This is a genomic window from Mesorhizobium sp. C268A, assembly GCF_040324475.1.
In the GTDB taxonomy this organism is placed as follows: Bacteria; Pseudomonadota; Alphaproteobacteria; order Rhizobiales; family Rhizobiaceae; genus Mesorhizobium.
Genome location: NZ_JAMYVX010000001.1, coordinates 4,846,224 through 4,861,879 on the forward strand (window position 1 = coordinate 4,846,224; position 15,656 = coordinate 4,861,879).

Genomic DNA, 15,656 nt, shown 5'->3' on the forward strand with positions numbered 1-15,656 from the left:
ATTGCGAAAGTGCAGAAATGGACGCCGACGACCAGGCAATGACGTTTGAACAGTCCGTGCAGGCTGCCATCGAACTCGACGCACCTCTCAACGACCGGCTGGCGGTGATTGCCGGTGCCGTGCGCCGACTAAACTCGGATTTTGCGGATGCGGTGGACCGCCTGGTGACGCGCCTAGGGCAGCAAGGGGCTGGATCCATGGCGCCGACTCCCGGCGATATCATGCCGGGATTCCTGCTGCCCGATGACGAGGGGAGACTGATTGGCCTGGGCGACATCCTCTCCCAAGGTCCGGCCGTGATCACCTTTCAGCGCGGGCACTGGTGTCCATATTGCCGGTTGAATGCGATTGGCATCGTTGAAGCTCAGGAGGAGATTACCACTTTGGGCGGCCAGATTGTGGCGATTATGCCGGAGCGGCGCAGGTTCGCGAAGGCGATGAAGGCAGCTGTGGGCGCCAAGTTTCCATTCCTCACCGACATGGATAATGGCTATGCCCTCTCGCTCAACCTTGCGATTTGGATCGGGGCCGAGATGGAGCGGTTGATGGGCGTTGCCTATGACATCCCAAACTTTCAAGGCAACTCCAGCTGGTTCCTGCCGATCCCCGCGACCTTCGTCGTCGGCACGGACGGCATCATCACCGACCGCTTCGTTGATCCGGACTACCGCCGGCGGATGGACATTGAAGACTTGATCGGGGCGCTTAGGCGGGCTCACTGACGCCAAAGGTCGACCAGTCGGTCGATCGCAACAGGTTTAGCAGCGTCGTTGCCACTGGGGAACGGTGGCGGCCGGCGACTGCATAGACGGCAACGACCCGCGAGATGTCCAAGTCGCGGAGCTTTAGCCTACGGACGTTTGGCGAGCGTGGCGCAGTCACCGAGACAAAACCAACGCCGGCGTTTGCTTCCAGTAGCGCCAAGAGATCATGATCGGTCTCGACCTCATGCGCGGACCGTGGCGTCAGTCCATTTGCCGACAGGCAGCGTGACAGCTCCTCGCTCGTTTCCCAGTCGATCCTGCTCAACACTGGCTCCGCGACAAGCTGGATCAACGCGACATCGGCCTCGTTGCGGCGTGCAAGCGGATGATCGGAATTCACCACGAGCTCTATGCCTTCTTGGAACAGCGGCCAGGTGTCGAGCCGGTCCCATGCCGCCCCCAGCGGACCGGCAACGGCGAGTTCGACATCGCCGTTCTTCAGCGCATCAATCACAGCGTTCGGCGAGCCGCGGTTGATCTTGAGATGCACGCCGGGATAGGCCCGGAAAAGCTCCGTAAACGGCGAGACCAGAAGTGCGATGTTGACGCTGTTGGAAATGGTGACATTAAGCGGGGCCACGTCGCTGCTTTGCACCGCCTTGGCGAGCGATTTAGCGGAAGTGGCAGCATCGTAACACTGCTGCAGCAAGGGCAGCATGCGTCGGCCAAGCTCGGTCAGATGGGAATGTTGGCGCTCGCGCCGAAGCAGCTCACCGCCCAATTCGTCTTCGAGGGTCTTGATTGCGCGCGTCAGAGCCGGCTGCGTGACATTGCACTCTTCCGCTGCTCTGGTGAAATTAAGCGTGTTGGACAGGGCCAGAAAATAGCGAACCTGCTGCATCTCCATGAATTTCCGCCCCCTCAGCGAAATCCGATTCGTCAGGCGTAGCTAGCTTCTATCTATGCTAGCGCAACAGGACGCTAAGGCAAAGGCGGAGGGCTTGCGGAGGCGAAACGGTGCAATCGGGCTCTGAAGTGCCGCCGGCTTTGGCCGGCGGGTTGTCGGGCACTTGGCACATCCTCGCCTGGATTCCAGCTTTGAAGTTCCGAAGGTCGTGCTCAGCTGTGCAGAGGTCTCGTAACAACGAGACCTCCCTTCCAGGCAAGCTGAGGTCGCAAAGAGTCACTTGAGATTGCACGTCTAAGCCGTGTGGTGACAACCCAAGGAGTGGGAGCCGGAGTCGATTTCTGGACGCCCCGGGTTCGGAACTGCGCTGCGGATGGCCAACGCATGGAAAAGGAGTGCCTGTCAGTTCAGGGTTCTACCGTTCCCTGCCGCGCTGCCCAGTCGAACGGGTAAAGGCAATAGAAATAGCCGGTACGCTCGGTGGCGATGTATTTCAGGTGGGTGCCGTTTGGCAGCCAGACGATATCGCCGGGATTGCACTCATGGCGACCGTCGTCCAGTTCGATCGTCAAGGTGCCCTCGTGGATGAACAGCACCTCGTCGTAGGTCACGGTCCAGTCGATCGAGGCGTTCTCGAGATACTCGATGCCGCCGCCCATGGTCCGACTGATATCGGCATTGATGACGCGGGCAATCGAGGATGTGCCGGTCGGTGTGATGGACGGCTTCAGGGTCAATTCGCTGTGCTTGAAGATCTTGGCCTTGGACACCGTTTATCCTTTCCTTGCGCGGAGGTTGGCTTTCGAAGGGGTGACGCCGGACGGGGCCAGTCCCGCGAGCCATCTGGTCAAGAGGTCGGGTTTTCGGCCGGCATGTTCGAGATCGTCGCGCCGCCGCACCGCGCCACGAACGAAATGCGCGCCGACGAAACGGAATGGTTCGGGTGGGAAGCCTCGCGTCACCGGACGCACGAGCGCCGAATGGGTTAGTTCGGATTCGCCTGCGGTCAACAGGGTGGTCAGGATCTTGCCGCCGAGATAGGCCATCGTCGTACCGTTGCCTGAAAAGCCGTAGCCGTAAATGATGTCGCGGTTAGAGGGCAGGGCGCCGAACAGCGGCACGCCGCTGACGGTCCGGTCGATGGGTCCGTTCCACGATGTATCGAGCGGAAAGCCGGCGAGCGCCGGGTGACCGTCCCGCAACACGCGGCGCATGTCGGCAACCCGTGGCGATTGGCCATGAAATCGCTGGTCGACGATGCCGCCGAGGCCGATGACGCCGCCACTGACGCCAACAGACAGCCGGCCATCGCGGGTCGGCGACCAACCGCCAACGAAGACGCGGGAATCGATCATCAGCGGCGCGCGGCGGTAGCCGACCTTGTCGAGAAGGTCTGGAATGCGCTTCGACATGGCGTCGTCGCTGGAGATGTTGAAGATTGCCGGCGCAAGTTCGGGAATGGCGCCGGACCATGCATTCATGGCAAGCACGATCTTGCCACAGGACACAGTTCCTCTCGCCGTTTCCACCTTGAGCTTGCCGCCGCGTGAAAAACGCGTCATCGGCGATTTCTCGTAGATGCGCACGCCGCGCTTCAGTGCTGCCCGGCGCAGGCCGCGCACCAGGTAGCCGGGGTGCACGGTTGCCGACGACGCATCGAACGCGCCGCCGAAGTGGCTCGTCGTGCCGGCCATCGCTGCGATCTCCTCGCGCGAAACTCGTCGCGCCGGCACGTAGCCATGCGCCGCCAGCTTGTTCAACGCGTCGTCCCAGGCGCCAAGCTGGGCTTCGCACGTCGCACCCCAGATCCAGCCGATGCGATCAAACCAGCTGTCTATTCCCTCGGCCTTGCAGAAAGCCTCGATGCCGCCGATTGCGGCTTCGGATGCCTTGATGATCGAAAGTGCATCGTTTCCGTCGCGCAGCGCGGCGAGCGCGCTGTATTTCGTCCATGCCGAGAGCACCATGCCGGAGTTGCGGCCGCTCGGGCCACCGCCGCAAATGTCGCGCTCGACGATGACAACATCGAAGGCGGGATTGTGCTCCTTGAGGCGTATGGCGGTCCACAGGCCCAGATAGCCGCCGCCGACGATGCAGATGTCAGCCTGGGTCGCCTCTTCGAGCGGAGGCGCAAGGTCTGGGTCCTCGGGCAGGGCCTGCCGCAGCCAATGGCTTCGCCAGACGATGTCCTTTTCCGTCAGTTGCATCACGATGCGCCTCTGGCTGATAGGCGGCGCTCCACGAGCCTGACCCAAAGGCTCGCGCCAATCGGCAGGATTGCGTCGTTGAAATCGTAGTTGGTGTCGTGAGCCGCAGCCTGGTGCGCATCGTCGGCCTGGCCGAGCAGGAAATAGCAGCCGGGCCGCTGTTCCAGCATGTAGCAGAAATCTTCAGAACCCATCTCGGGAGGCGGATCGATGACGAGACTTGCCGGTCCCATCACCTCGTTCACAATTGCGATCATCGCGTCGGCTTGCGCCGCAGTGTTTATCGTCGGTGCGAAGGGCGTTTCGTAGCGGATGTCGACGTCGGCGCCAAAAGCTTCAGCTTCGTTTTTCGCGATGCGGCGGATTGCCGTCTCCAGCGTCTTTTGAACCTGATGGTCAAAGGTGCGCACGGTGCCGGTCAGAAACGCCGTATCGGGGATGGTGTTGAAGGCTTCGCCGGCGCGCAGGCTGCCAACGGTGACGATTGCGGAAGAATGCACATCGGTGACGCGGCCGGGCAGGGCTTCGATTGCCAGCAGGATGCGCGCGGCGATGGGGAGTGGATTGATCGCCAGATGCGGCATCGCCGCATGGCCGCCCCTTCCGTGGACGACGATCTCGAAGCGATCGGCCGCCGCGGCCACCGTTCCGCGGTGGACGGCGATCTCGCCGAGCGGCCGTTCGCAATTGTGCAGCGCGTAGACTTCATCGCAGGGGAAACGCTCGAAAAGGCCCTCGTTCAGCATGGCAAGCGCCCCACCTCGACCCTCCTCGGCCGGCTGGAAGATGAAATGCACCGTGCCGGCGAAGTCGGGCGAGCGAACAAGCGCCGAGGCTGCGCCGAGCAGCATAGTGGTATGGCCGTCATGGCCGCAGCCATGCATCCGCCCGGGGGTGCGGGACGCATGCGCCAGCGGCCGTGCCTCTGTCATCGGCAGGGCATCCATGTCGGCGCGGATGCCAAGGCTCCGACCAGCGCCGAGCCTGCCCCTGAGCGTCCCGACTACACCTGTGCGTCCGACGCCTTCGGTCGTCTCGATGCCCCACGCGCGCAGTTTGTCCGCCACGAAATGGGCCGTCTCGAACTCTTCGAAACCGAGTTCGGGATTGGCATGGAGATGCCGCCGCCATGCCGTCATCTCGGTCTCGAGTTGCTGCACCGACGGAACCAGTTTCATGCCAATGCCTTTGCGCGGAGAGCTTGCGAGCGGCTCTGCAGGATGGCGATGACCCCAAGCAGGATCGCCGAGAAAGCGATCAGCAGCACGGCGACGGCCGCGATGGCAGGGCTGATGGACTCGCGCAACCCGGAGAATATCATGCGGGGCAAGGTTCGCTCCGCGCCCGTCGAGAGGAAGCTTGCGACGACGACTTCGTCGAAAGAAATGATGAAGGCGATGATGGCCCCTGTAACGACGCCCGGCGCTATCAGCGGCAGCACCACCTTGAAGAAGGTGCGCATGGCGCCGGCGCCCAGCGATGCCGCCGCACGAACCAGCGTCCGGTCGAAGGTCGAAAGGCTGGCGACGACGGTGGTCAGCATCACAGGCACGGCCATCGCCGTGTGCACCAGAATGATCGATAGCTTGCTGCCAACGAGTCCCAGCGTGGCGAAGAATGAAAAGGCCGCGACGCCGACGATGACGACCGGCGTCACCAAAGGCGCGGCGATGATCGCGTAGAGGATACGTTTCCCGGCAAAATCACCCCAGGCGAGCCCGATCGCCGCAGGTATGCCGAGCAGCAAAGCCAGAACCGTGGTGGATAGCCCGATGACGACCGAGTTCCACAGCGCGTTCGGCCAGCGCTCGTCGACCCACAGCTCGGCATACCAGCGCAACGACCAGCCCGGCGTTGGAAATGCCAGCGAATTGCTCGAGGTCAGTGACATGGGGACCACGATCAGCAGGGGCAGGATGATGAAAGCCAGCAACGTCGCCGCATAGGCATACATCAGCCATTTCCGGAAGCGGTCGGCGCTCATGCGACATGCGCCTTGCTGCGGAAGAGGACGGATGCCGTCCAGAACAGGAACGCAAACAACACGAGGATCATGAGCAGTTGCAGGGAAAGCGCTGCGCCCATGCCCCAGTTCAGCGTGCTGTTGGTGTAGAAGGCTATGTAGCTGGAGATCATCTGGTCCGTCGGCCCGCCGACAAGCGTCGGGGTGATGTAATAGCCGAGCGCGAAGACAAAAACGATCGCCCCGCCGGACAGGATCCCGGGCAGGATCAACGGCAACTGCACGCGGCGCCACGCCGTGAGCCACGGGGCACCCAACGACAGCGCCGCGCGCATGTAGGTGGTCGGAACCCGCCGCATGACGGCGACGACGGAGAGGACCATCATGGGCAGCAGAACCTGAACCATCGCCAGGTACAGCGAAAAGCGGGTGTAGATGAGGTCGAGGGGTTCGCTGACGATACCCAATCCGAGCAGTGTGGAATTCACGGGACCGTTCTTCTGCAGCACGATGATCCAGATGACGGTGCGCACCAGCAGCGATGTCCAGAGCGGAAACAGGATCAGCGCGAACATCAGCTTCGACCAGGCAGGCGGCGCGCTGACGATCGCCTGCGCCAGCGGCACGGCGAGCACCGCGCAGATGACCGTCACCACGATGCTGATCCAGATCGTACGCAGCAGCGCGTCGACGAAGATGGCGCGGTCGGCCGAAACGGCTTCGATCGAATTGTCCGCGCCGCGCTTCAGGTCGAGGCTCGCAAGCAGATAATAGTCCGTTCGCGCGCTTTGCTGACGCGCTATGACCTGCCAGAGATCGATGTTTTTCCAGCCGGCCTGTTTGGCGAGCACCTCGTCGCGCACGGGGCGCATGCCGAGCTTGCCGTCGGCCGCATCCTTTGCCGTCTTGATGACGAGGAAACGGCTACCGACAACGCGCTGGTTCACGAGTTGCGCCAGGACGCCTTCCTTCCCGGCGCGCCGCGCGTCGGCCAGGTCCTCGACGAGTGCTGCAAAGACGGGTTCGCCAGGCAGGCCGCTCTCTGCTTTCCAGCCGGCCAGAGCGGCAATGGTGCGCGGCAGGTTGTTCGAGAAATCCGAGTTGTCGACGGCCAGAGCGAGGAAGCGCGCCACCGGCCACAGAAACAGAATGACGACGAATAATATAAGCGGAGCCGTCAACAGGGCGAGCATGCCGCCCCGTTGGCGTCGCTTCATAGCCGGTTTTGTCCCGACCAACATGCCCAAGTTACTTCGCGAGCCAGGCCTTGAAGCGTTCTTCCAACGCTTCCTTGTGCTCGGTCCAGAAGTCGTTGTCATAGGCGGCGCCGTACTGGAGGTGCTCCGGCGACGTCGGCAGGTTGGCCTTCCAGTCCGCGGGAATGAGGTCGGCGGCTTCCTTGCGGCCGGTGCCATAGGCATAGAGCTTGGAGAAGCCGGCCTGGTTTTCAGGGATGGAAAACCACTTGAGGAGATCCAGCCCGCCCTGCTGGTGTGGTGCGCCCTTCACCACGGCCCAGTAGTCGGTGCCGTAGAAGAAGCCGGCGTCCCACGCGATGGCGTAGGGCTTCTTCTCGTTGATGGCTTCGTTGGTGATGCGTGCATTGAACGCGTCGCTGAGCGTCACTTCGCCGCTGTCGAGGTTCTGGATGCCCTGCGTCGTGGTGGACCACCAGACGACGTTCGGCTTGATCTTGTCGAGCATGGCGAAAGCCCGGTCGACACCTTCCGGCGTGGCCAGCACCTTGTACATGTCCTCGCGTTTCACGCCGTCGGCCATGAGCGCATTTTCCAGCGTGAACTGCGCTTGCTGGTAGAGGCCGCGCTTTCCTGGAAATTTCTCGACGTTCCAGAAGTCCGCCCAGCTCTTTGGCGCGGCGTCGCCCTTATAGACATCCGTGTTGTAGGCAAGAACCGTTGCCCATGTGTCGGACGCGACACCGCATTCGTGCAGGGTTCCTGGGAGATAGTTCGCTGCGTCGCCTGTGATCTCGGGTGTCAGCGGGACGAACAGGCCTTCGGCGCAGCCGACTTCCATGGCGGGCGCTTCCACCGAGACGACGTCGTAAGTAATGTTGCCCGCTTGCACCTGGGCACGCACCTTGGCGACCTCGCCGCCCCACTCTTCCATGACGATCGGGACGCCCGTCTTTTCGGTGTACTTGTCCCAGACTCCATCCTTGTAGGCCTTGTCCCATGTACCACCCCAGCCGACCACCGTGACGGGATCGGCCGCGGACGCGGCAAAAGTCGAGGTCGCGAGGCAGATCGCGGCGGCAGATACGGCTTGCAGATAAGTCCTCATTGCAGTTCCCCTTTCTTATCGTTGTAGATTTGATCAAATTTCAAACGCAAAATGGATTGATTAGCAATAGGAATTTGCGATAGGGTGCAAAAAAGTTAAAAAGATAAGGGGATTTGATCGAATGCTGCAAGGCACTAGAGACGTGCGCGCCAATGTCAGTCTCGCTGCTGTTCTGGACGAGGCGCGACAGTGTTTCGCTGACGCCAACCCGAACAGCCTGGCGCGTCAGAACGAGGCCGCGGCATCCTTGCCGGGCGGCAATACGAGGGCTGTACTTTGGTACCCGCCATTCCCTGTTTCGTTCGTCTCCGGCGAGGGCTGCAGGGTCACCGATCTCGACGGCCATACCTATGTCGACTTGGTCTCGGAATACAGCGCCGGCTTCTACGGCCACTCCGACAAGGCGATTTCGGCGGCCCTTGTGGACGTCATACAGGGCGGCATCATGCTGGGTGCACCCAACCGCTACGAGGCGCGCCTGGCAGCGGCGGTGGTCGAGCGTTTTCCAGCCATCGAGCGCGTGCGCTTCTGCAACTCGGGCACCGAGGCGAACATCATGGCGATTTCCGCCGCTCGCGCCATCACGAAGCGTTCGAAGATACTCGCCTTCCGGGAAGGCTATCACGGCGGCGTACTGACTTTTGCGCATGGCGGCTCACCGCTCAATTTGCCTTTCCCCTTTGTCTTCGCCGACTACAACGATAGTGCAGGCGCCGTGGCGCTCATCAAGGAACAGGGCGACGACCTTGCCGCCGTCATCGTCGAACCGATGATGGGCGGTGGCGGCTGCATCCCGGCGACCTGCGAGTTCCTGCAAGCGCTGCGCACAGCGACGAAGGAGACCGGCGCGCTGCTGATCTTCGACGAGGTCATGACCTCGCGCCTCGACTATCGAGCGCTCCATGGCGCGCATGAAATTTTTCCCGATTTCGTGACGCTCGGAAAGTACATCGGCGGCGGTGCGAGTTTTGGCGCATTCGGTGGACGCGCCGACCTCGTCGACCGCTTCGATCCGGCTTTGCCTGATGCGTTCTCGCATGGCGGGACGTTCAACAACAATATTCTCAGCATGGCTGCTGGTTTCACCGGTCTGACGCAGGTGCTGACGCGAGAGGCGAGCCGCGCCATCAATGCGCGCGGCGATCGCTTGCGTGAAGCGATGAACGTCTCACTTGAACGACATGCCGTCGAGGGCATCGTCATAGGGCGCGGGTCGTTGATGAACCTGCATTTCGTCAGGGGGCCGGTGGACACGCCGGCGCGGCTCGACGATGCCGATCCATCGGTGATTGCGCTTTGGCATATCGAGATGCTGTTGCGAGGGTACTACGTGACGCCGCGCGGCATGCTGGCGTTGTCACTGCCATTTGGCGACGCCGAACTCGACGGCTTCGCCGCCGCATTCGACGATTTCCTGTCGAGCAACCTCAAAATACTGCCCCGCCGGACAAACTGATGCTTGATCGCAAGGATGCCACCGCCGGCTCGGCCGCGCAAAAGACAGCTCATGTTCGTGTCCATACGGGCTTGAAGGAAGCACTGATGAACGGTGACTTCCTGCCCGGCCAAAGACTGGTCGTGCGACAGCTTGCCGAACAGTACCGGACCAGCGCCATGCCGGTGCGCGAGGCCTTGCGGCAACTCGTCAGCGACGAGGCGATGTTCGACCACCCAAACCGGGGCGTCATCGTCCCCGAGGCCACGGTGGCGCGTATTTCGGATCTCGTGCGTGTGCGCTGCAGCGTCGAAGGGACGGCGGCCGAATGGGCTGCGACGACCATCACGCCCGAAGAACTCGATGAATTGGCGAAGCTGAACAGCCTGATGCGCGAGTGCGTCGAGAGCAACGTCATGGCTAACTATCTCGGCCTGAACAGGCGGTTCCATTTCACGATGTACCATGCCGCGCGGTCACCTCTCATCCAGCAGATCATCGAGAAATTGTGGCTGCAGGCAGGACCGTTCTTGAACATCGTCCGCTCGGACGTGACCTACGGCCTGGGCCTGGACCATCACGACGAAATGCTCGCGGCGCTGCGTCGCGCCGATGGCGCGGCTGCGCGCAAGGCCCTGGTGGCCGATCTGCGCGAGGCCGCCGACATCATTCTTCGCGCCGCGGCGGCGGCTGAGGTGCAGCCTGCTCGAAAGCGCCCGACTTCGGTGCGCCGTGATCCGAAGGCGCAGGCGCGGTGATGGGCGGATCTCCGCGTGGGCCGGTTCACGTCGAGTTTCGCGGCGTCAGCAAGCGCTACGGGCATGCGGTCCAGGCGGTGCGCCAGCTCGACCTGGAAATCATGCGCGGCGAATTCCTGACGCTGCTAGGCCCTTCCGGGTCCGGCAAGACGACGGCGTTGATGATGCTGGCAGGATTCGAAGATACGACCGAGGGCGAAATTCTCATTGACGGTCAGCGCATCGACAACGTTCCCGCCAATTGTCGCGGCATCGGCATGGTGTTCCAGAACTACGCGCTTTTCCCGCACATGACGGTCGCCGAAAATCTGGCTTTCCCGCTCGAGGTCCGCAAACTTGGCCGCGAGGAGGTCAGGCGACGTGTCGGGAACGTTCTCGACATGGTCCAGTTGCCCGAATTCGGCAATCGGCGGCCAGCGCAGCTTTCGGGCGGGCAGCAACAACGTGTGGCGGTTGCCCGCGCCCTGATTTTCGAACCAAATCTTGTCTTGATGGACGAACCGCTTGGCGCCCTCGACAAGCAGCTGCGCGAGCAGATGCAGTTCGAGATCAAGGATATTCACGCCCGGCTGGGCGTGACCTTCGTCTACGTCACGCACGACCAGACCGAAGCGCTAACCATGTCGGACCGGATCGCGGTGTTCAGCGCCGGCCGCATCGAGCAACTGTCGACGCCGCGCGAACTGTACGAGCGTCCCGCGGCGAGCTTTGTCGCAAGCTTCATCGGTGAGAACAACCGCATGTTCGGCGCCGTGCTGGCCGGGAGCGAGGATGGCGGCGTATCCGTCCGTCTCGACGACGGCGACGTTGTGTTGAACGCCATGTCCTGCGGCGCTGCGCTTGCCGCGGGCACCAAGATAACGCTGTCGATAAGGCCCGAGCGCCTGTCCGTTCTGCAGGACGGCGTCACGGCACTCAACGAGATCCCGTCGACGGTCGTTCAGTCAATCTATGTCGGCGATCATGTCCGGCTCATCGCCGCGACCGCGAGCGGCCAGAAACTCATCGTCAAGCTAGCCACTTCATCGTCTCAACCGAAGCTCGATCCGGGTACGGCGATCCGGCTGGGTTGTGGCCGCGAGGATTGCCTCGCGCTCGATCGATAACAACAAAAGGCAGACAAGGGAGGCTCCAGCTATGAAGAAATCGCCGAAAGTCGTCATCACCTGTGCGGTCACCGGATCGATCCACACGCCGACCATGAGTCCCTATTTGCCGATAACGCCGAGCGAGATCGTCGATGCCGCTGTTGGCGCAGCCGAAGCTGGCGCCTCGGTAATCCATCTACATGCCCGCGACCCCGAGACGGGCAAACCCACCCCCGATCCCAGGCTTTTCATGGACTTCCTGCCCCGCATCAAGCAGCAAACCAACGCAGTGATGAACATCTCCACCGGCGGCGGCCTCAAGATGACGCTCGACGAACGTCTCGAAGCCGCCCATGCCGCCAAGCCCGAACTCTGCTCGCTCAACATGGGATCGATGAATTTCGCCCTGCACCACATCGCGCCGAAATACACCGACTGGAAGTACGACTGGGAGAAGGGCTACCTGGAAGACACGAAGAAGGGCATCGTCTCCAACACGTTCGAGCAGATCGAGCGCATCATCCTCGAGGTTGGCCAGGCCTACGGCACCAAGTTCGAGTTCGAGTGCTATGACGTCAGTCACCTCTACACGCTGGCGCACTTTCTCGACCGCAAGCTGCTGAAGCCGCCGCTTTTCGTCCAGACGATCTTCGGGCTTCTGGGCGGAATCGGCGCCGACGCCGAAGACATGATGCACATGCGCAGGACGGCGGACAGGCTGTTCGGAGACGACTATCTCTGGTCGATCCTTGCCGCCGGCAAGCACCAGATGAACCTCTGCACGATGGGTGCGATCATGGGTGGCAATGTGCGTGTCGGGCTGGAAGACAGTCTCTATATCGGCAAGGGCGCGCTTGCCAAGAGCAATGCCGAGCAGGTCGCCAAGATCAAGCGCATCCTTGGCGAACTGTCGCTTGAAATCGCAACCCCCGACGAAGCCCGCCAGTTGCTGGATCTCAAGGGCGGAAACGAGGTCGGGTTTTGACGCCCCCGATTGAAACTTATGTCGGCGTCGTCCATCCTTGGATGTGTGACGCGATGGGCCATCTCAACGTCCGTCACTACGTCGCTATGTTCGACGACGCCAGTTTCCAGCTGCTCGGCAGGATCGCCGATCCCCGTTTGACGCCGACGCTCGGCTGGGCGGATGTGAGGATGGAGATCGACTACGTGCACGAAACCGAGGTGGGAACTCTGGTCACCGTTCGCACCGTTATAGAAAAGCTTGGGAAGTCGTCGCTGACCTATCTGCATGAAATGCGCGGCACGCTGGACGATGTGCTGCATGCACGCATGCGCACCGTAACGGTGCGCTTCGATCTTCAAGCGCGGAGCAAGATCGAGATCGAAGGCAAGGCCCGACAAGCGAGCGCAAATCTCCCGAGGGGTGAAGCCGATGCGCATGGGTGACGGCGAGAATGTCTTGAGCGAGATGCGGTAGGTCGCGGAAGGCTTCTACTCGCCATAGGAAGGGCAAAATATAGCCGCAATTGCACAGACACCGCATTGGGCGGCCGACACAATCGGGCCGTTGCGTACGATAGCGGGGTTGAATTGGTAGCGGGACATTCGCAAGGGCGCTCTTTTGCTATCGTCAGCCAGCGTGACGGCAATTCGGTATCGAGTGTCACGACGTTGAAAAACAAGACTCGTCGCAATGATGGACGGGGCAGATACGTCTATCAGATGGTTGTCGGAAGGCGTGTGCAAAAATCGCACACGAAAGTTCTGCTTCTCTACTTTTTTCGTTCCCACGACGGAGCTGCCGATAGCCCTTTCGGACGTTCTTCTGCCGACGATTTGGCCGCTCCCTATCGTCCCCAGGATACCCTATGCCGGTACTTTCGAGAAATCGCAGGGTTCCCACAACCCAATCATATCGCGTCGCCAAGCAGTCGGCCTCGAAACAATATTGATACGCCGGGCACGATCCAGGTCAACACGCAGCCCTTGTCTGGCCGAAACACCGCAGGCCGCCGTGCGTCTGTAGGGGGCGGAAACGGTCAAATGGGCATGCCCTCCCGCCGCAGAGACGCTGCCGCCTGAGGGGGAAAGCAGCCGGGCCAGGCTGGAAAGAGTTCCGCTCCAGCCCAGCCATACCCAGCATTATCCGCATCGCACCGGTGCGCAAGCGGCTGCCGATGGTTATTCCGAAGCCTGACCCCAAGCCCTGCCGAAACAGCACATCGCGAGGCCAGGGGGCAGGGGCAAACCCGACCGAAAAGCCCACCACTTTGCGCTAGAATCCATTAGCGCACGGAACCGATCCTTGGCACCCTTGTTATCGAACGGAAGGGACATTGCTTTGTCATTTGGAGATGAACGATGAAACGGCTTCTTTTTGCTACTACCATGATGGCTCTTTCCACCGGGCTTGCTTTAGCCGGGACGACAGGGACAACAGGGACGACGTCGAGTGGTTCCTCCACTACAACCACAACGATGCCGACGACAGATAGCAACACGGATTCGACCACAACGAAGTCGACAAACTCGAACTCTGCGAAGGACTGTGCGCCTGGCCAGCAGAGTGGCAGTGCGAAGCAGGCGGCTCCTGGTCAGCAGGATGACACAAGCGCCAAGTCCGCCGCCCCTGGGCAGATGAAAACGACTGCCGAAGGTTGCTAATTGTGCCGACCGGCCGGCAGCGATTGGTGTGGATGCCTCCCGCTGCCGACCGACGGCAACGATCGGGTCAGCGCCGCCTTTCGAAAGCTGCGGTTTTTTACTTATGAACCTCTCACGGCGTCTATCCTGCGATCCGCAGTTGGATTTCTTCAAAGATCCTAACCCAGCTGCGAACGCCCTTTCGTAGACGTCGCGTATCGTAGTGTTCGTCTGGCGCATGGATGAAGTCACCGGGCAAGATGAAGCCGATGACGACGCACTCAACGCCAAGAACCTCGCTTAGTTGGTGGACTAAGGGTATCGCACCACCTGTCCCTCTCAGAATGGCAGGTGTTTCCCACTCGCGTTCCAGTCCGTGCGCAGCGGCAGCTACGAAAGGGCTGTCGTGCGAAAGGACTACCGCCGGACTGCCGTCATCACCCTCAAATTCCACAGTGCAACCCTTCGGAAGCTTCGATTCAACGTAGGCCCTGAACCCGGCACGGATCTTCCCCGGTTCCTGTGCATCGACGAGCCGGAAGCTGAGACGTGCTGTTGCACTTCCAGGCAAGACTGACCGTCCGCCCGGTCCTTGATTGCCTCCCGTGATGCCGTTCATGTCGACGGTGGGGCGTGCCCACATTGCTTCCAGCGTGGTATATCCTTCTTCCGTTATGCCGCCGCTCAGGTTGACCTCTTCAAACCGGCCTGCGTCTTGTTCGAGCCCCCGCCATCGCCGACGCAGATTATCCGGAATCTCGCGAACTCCGTCGTAAAACCCCTCAATGCGCACTCGCCCAGCTTTGTCATGAATGTCTGTCAGAATGTTGCTCAGTATGCGGATGGGGTTCGCGGCCACGGCACCGTAGTGGCCTGAATGAAGATCGGGATTGGGCGCCAAGATGGTCACTCGCTCGTGGACCAGCCCCTTGAGTCGTGTCGTGATGGCTGGCTGGGTGGGCGACCACATCTCTGCATCGCAGATGAACGCGACGTCGCATTGAAGATCATGCCGATGCGCTTCGATGAAGGCAGGCAAACTTGCCGAACCCGACTCCTCTTCCCCTTCCAGCATCACGATGATGTCGGCTGGAAAACTGCACTCGATACTTTTCCATGCACGGAGAGCCTCGATGAACGTCCAGAGCTGGCTTTTGCTGTCCGATGCACCTCGGCCGTAAAAGCGATGAGCGCCATCTTCTTCCTCGATCACGCGCGGCTCAAACGGCGAATGCGTCCATTGTTTCAAGTCGCCGACCGGCTGCACATCGTAGTGTCCGTAAAACAGCAAACGTGGGCGCTCGATCATGGAGCCTGCGGGAGAACTGGCGAGGACAACCGGGTGACCGTTGGTCTGGATGATCTCCGCGGAAAGCCCGATCGCTGACAACTCCGACTTGAGCCAGTGAGCCGCGCGACGAATTTCTGGTTCGCCCGAAATCTCGTTCGAAACCGACGGGATAGAGATTAACTCCAGAAGTTTGCGGACTGAAACCTCAAAATTGTCGTCAATGTCACGGAGCACATTTTCCACATCCGGCATGTTGATCACCTTAAGTGCGCAAAAATTTTTATCGCGGACGCCGTCAGACGCAGCGGACGACCTTGAGAGATCCTTCGCTCGCGCTTTTCGTTCCCGTTGATCCCATGCTTGTTGTCAGGAGGCGCTCGATATCGCCCCAG

The 15,656-nt window shown here is 61.2% G+C and carries 14 protein-coding genes; 6 read left to right on the forward strand and 8 right to left on the reverse strand.

Annotated features, from left to right (window positions below; translation table 11 throughout):
• Positions 1–17: 17 nt before the first annotated feature.
• Positions 18–722, forward strand: coding sequence for a peroxiredoxin-like family protein (locus NKL06_RS23650; RefSeq protein WP_023686283.1), 705 nt, complete (start codon positions 18–20; stop codon positions 720–722).
• On the opposite strand, the gene NKL06_RS23655 is transcribed toward NKL06_RS23650, so the two are convergent.
• The 7 genes from NKL06_RS23655 to NKL06_RS23685 all read right to left on the reverse strand — a co-directional run bounded on the left by NKL06_RS23655 (position 706) and on the right by NKL06_RS23685 (position 8,085).
• Positions 706–1,611 carry a LysR family transcriptional regulator gene (locus NKL06_RS23655; protein ID WP_023686282.1) on the reverse strand — a complete coding sequence of 302 codons (906 nt, stop codon included), beginning with the start codon at positions 1,609–1,611 and terminating at the stop codon, positions 706–708. The genes NKL06_RS23650 and NKL06_RS23655 overlap by 17 nt on opposite strands.
• Before the next feature lie 407 nt (positions 1,612–2,018).
• The gene (locus NKL06_RS23660; RefSeq protein ID WP_023683363.1) at positions 2,019–2,381 is read right to left on the reverse strand and encodes a EutQ-related cupin domain-containing protein; all 363 of its coding nucleotides are present in this window, start codon (positions 2,379–2,381) and stop codon (positions 2,019–2,021) included.
• Positions 2,382–2,384: 3 nt separating this feature from the next.
• Positions 2,385–3,818 (reverse strand): NAD(P)/FAD-dependent oxidoreductase, encoded by a 1,434-nt coding sequence (locus NKL06_RS23665; protein ID WP_023683362.1) that lies wholly within the window; start codon positions 3,816–3,818, stop codon positions 2,385–2,387.
• Positions 3,818–4,996 carry a M20 aminoacylase family protein gene (locus NKL06_RS23670; RefSeq protein WP_023686281.1) on the reverse strand — a complete coding sequence of 393 codons (1,179 nt, stop codon included), beginning with the start codon at positions 4,994–4,996 and terminating at the stop codon, positions 3,818–3,820. The genes NKL06_RS23665 and NKL06_RS23670 overlap by 1 nt, the downstream gene beginning before the upstream one ends.
• Positions 4,993–5,802, reverse strand: a complete 810-nt coding sequence (locus tag NKL06_RS23675) for an ABC transporter permease (RefSeq protein WP_050587016.1) — start codon at positions 5,800–5,802, stop codon at positions 4,993–4,995. The genes NKL06_RS23670 and NKL06_RS23675 overlap by 4 nt, the downstream gene beginning before the upstream one ends.
• The gene (locus NKL06_RS23680; protein WP_023686279.1) at positions 5,799–6,998 is read right to left on the reverse strand and encodes an ABC transporter permease; all 1,200 of its coding nucleotides are present in this window, start codon (positions 6,996–6,998) and stop codon (positions 5,799–5,801) included. The genes NKL06_RS23675 and NKL06_RS23680 overlap by 4 nt, the downstream gene beginning before the upstream one ends.
• Positions 6,999–7,029: 31 nt before the next feature.
• A complete protein-coding gene (locus NKL06_RS23685; RefSeq protein ID WP_023683358.1) occupies positions 7,030–8,085 on the reverse strand; it encodes an ABC transporter substrate-binding protein in 1,056 nt (351 codons plus the stop codon).
• A gap of 121 nt (positions 8,086–8,206) precedes the next feature.
• On the opposite strand from NKL06_RS23685, the gene NKL06_RS23690 reads away from it, so the two are divergent.
• The 5 genes from NKL06_RS23690 to NKL06_RS23710 are packed head-to-tail and all read left to right on the forward strand — an operon-like array spanning position 8,207 to position 12,776.
• Positions 8,207–9,541: an aspartate aminotransferase family protein gene (locus NKL06_RS23690; RefSeq protein WP_023691680.1), complete on the forward strand. Its 1,335-nt coding sequence runs from the start codon at positions 8,207–8,209 to the stop codon at positions 9,539–9,541.
• Positions 9,541–10,278: a GntR family transcriptional regulator gene (locus tag NKL06_RS23695; RefSeq protein ID WP_023683356.1), complete on the forward strand. Its 738-nt coding sequence runs from the start codon at positions 9,541–9,543 to the stop codon at positions 10,276–10,278. The genes NKL06_RS23690 and NKL06_RS23695 overlap by 1 nt, the downstream gene beginning before the upstream one ends.
• Complete coding sequence (locus tag NKL06_RS23700; protein WP_023683355.1) at positions 10,278–11,384, forward strand: ABC transporter ATP-binding protein; 1,107 nt, start codon at positions 10,278–10,280, stop codon at positions 11,382–11,384. The genes NKL06_RS23695 and NKL06_RS23700 overlap by 1 nt, the downstream gene beginning before the upstream one ends.
• Before the next feature lie 31 nt (positions 11,385–11,415).
• A complete protein-coding gene (gene kce, locus NKL06_RS23705; protein WP_023683354.1) occupies positions 11,416–12,351 on the forward strand; it encodes a 3,5-dioxohexanoate:acetyl-CoA acetone transferase in 936 nt (311 codons plus the stop codon).
• A 41-nt stretch (positions 12,352–12,392) separates the two neighbouring features.
• The gene (locus tag NKL06_RS23710; protein WP_081731284.1) at positions 12,393–12,776 is read left to right on the forward strand and encodes an acyl-CoA thioesterase; all 384 of its coding nucleotides are present in this window, start codon (positions 12,393–12,395) and stop codon (positions 12,774–12,776) included.
• 1,339 nt (positions 12,777–14,115) lie between these two features.
• On the opposite strand, the gene NKL06_RS23715 is transcribed toward NKL06_RS23710, so the two are convergent.
• A complete protein-coding gene (locus NKL06_RS23715; protein WP_023686275.1) occupies positions 14,116–15,516 on the reverse strand; it encodes a M20/M25/M40 family metallo-hydrolase in 1,401 nt (466 codons plus the stop codon).
• Positions 15,517–15,656: the final 140 nt, after the last annotated feature.

Coding starts and splice junctions, on each gene's coding strand:
- NKL06_RS23650 (WP_023686283.1), top strand. CDS start 18: ATGGACGCCGACGACCAGGCAATGACGTTTGAACAGTCCGTGCAGGCT.
- NKL06_RS23655 (WP_023686282.1), bottom strand. CDS start 1,611: ATGGAGATGCAGCAGGTTCGCTATTTTCTGGCCCTGTCCAACACGCTT.
- NKL06_RS23665 (WP_023683362.1), bottom strand. CDS start 3,818: ATGCAACTGACGGAAAAGGACATCGTCTGGCGAAGCCATTGGCTGCGG.
- NKL06_RS23670 (WP_023686281.1), bottom strand. CDS start 4,996: ATGAAACTGGTTCCGTCGGTGCAGCAACTCGAGACCGAGATGACGGCA.
- NKL06_RS23675 (WP_050587016.1), bottom strand. CDS start 5,802: ATGAGCGCCGACCGCTTCCGGAAATGGCTGATGTATGCCTATGCGGCG.
- NKL06_RS23680 (WP_023686279.1), bottom strand. CDS start 6,998: ATGAAGCGACGCCAACGGGGCGGCATGCTCGCCCTGTTGACGGCTCCG.
- NKL06_RS23685 (WP_023683358.1), bottom strand. CDS start 8,085: ATGAGGACTTATCTGCAAGCCGTATCTGCCGCCGCGATCTGCCTCGCG.
- NKL06_RS23690 (WP_023691680.1), top strand. CDS start 8,207: ATGCTGCAAGGCACTAGAGACGTGCGCGCCAATGTCAGTCTCGCTGCT.
- NKL06_RS23695 (WP_023683356.1), top strand. CDS start 9,541: ATGCTTGATCGCAAGGATGCCACCGCCGGCTCGGCCGCGCAAAAGACA.
- NKL06_RS23700 (WP_023683355.1), top strand. CDS start 10,278: ATGGGCGGATCTCCGCGTGGGCCGGTTCACGTCGAGTTTCGCGGCGTC.
- kce (WP_023683354.1), top strand. CDS start 11,416: ATGAAGAAATCGCCGAAAGTCGTCATCACCTGTGCGGTCACCGGATCG.
- NKL06_RS23710 (WP_081731284.1), top strand. CDS start 12,393: ATGTGTGACGCGATGGGCCATCTCAACGTCCGTCACTACGTCGCTATG.
- NKL06_RS23715 (WP_023686275.1), bottom strand. CDS start 15,516: ATGCCGGATGTGGAAAATGTGCTCCGTGACATTGACGACAATTTTGAG.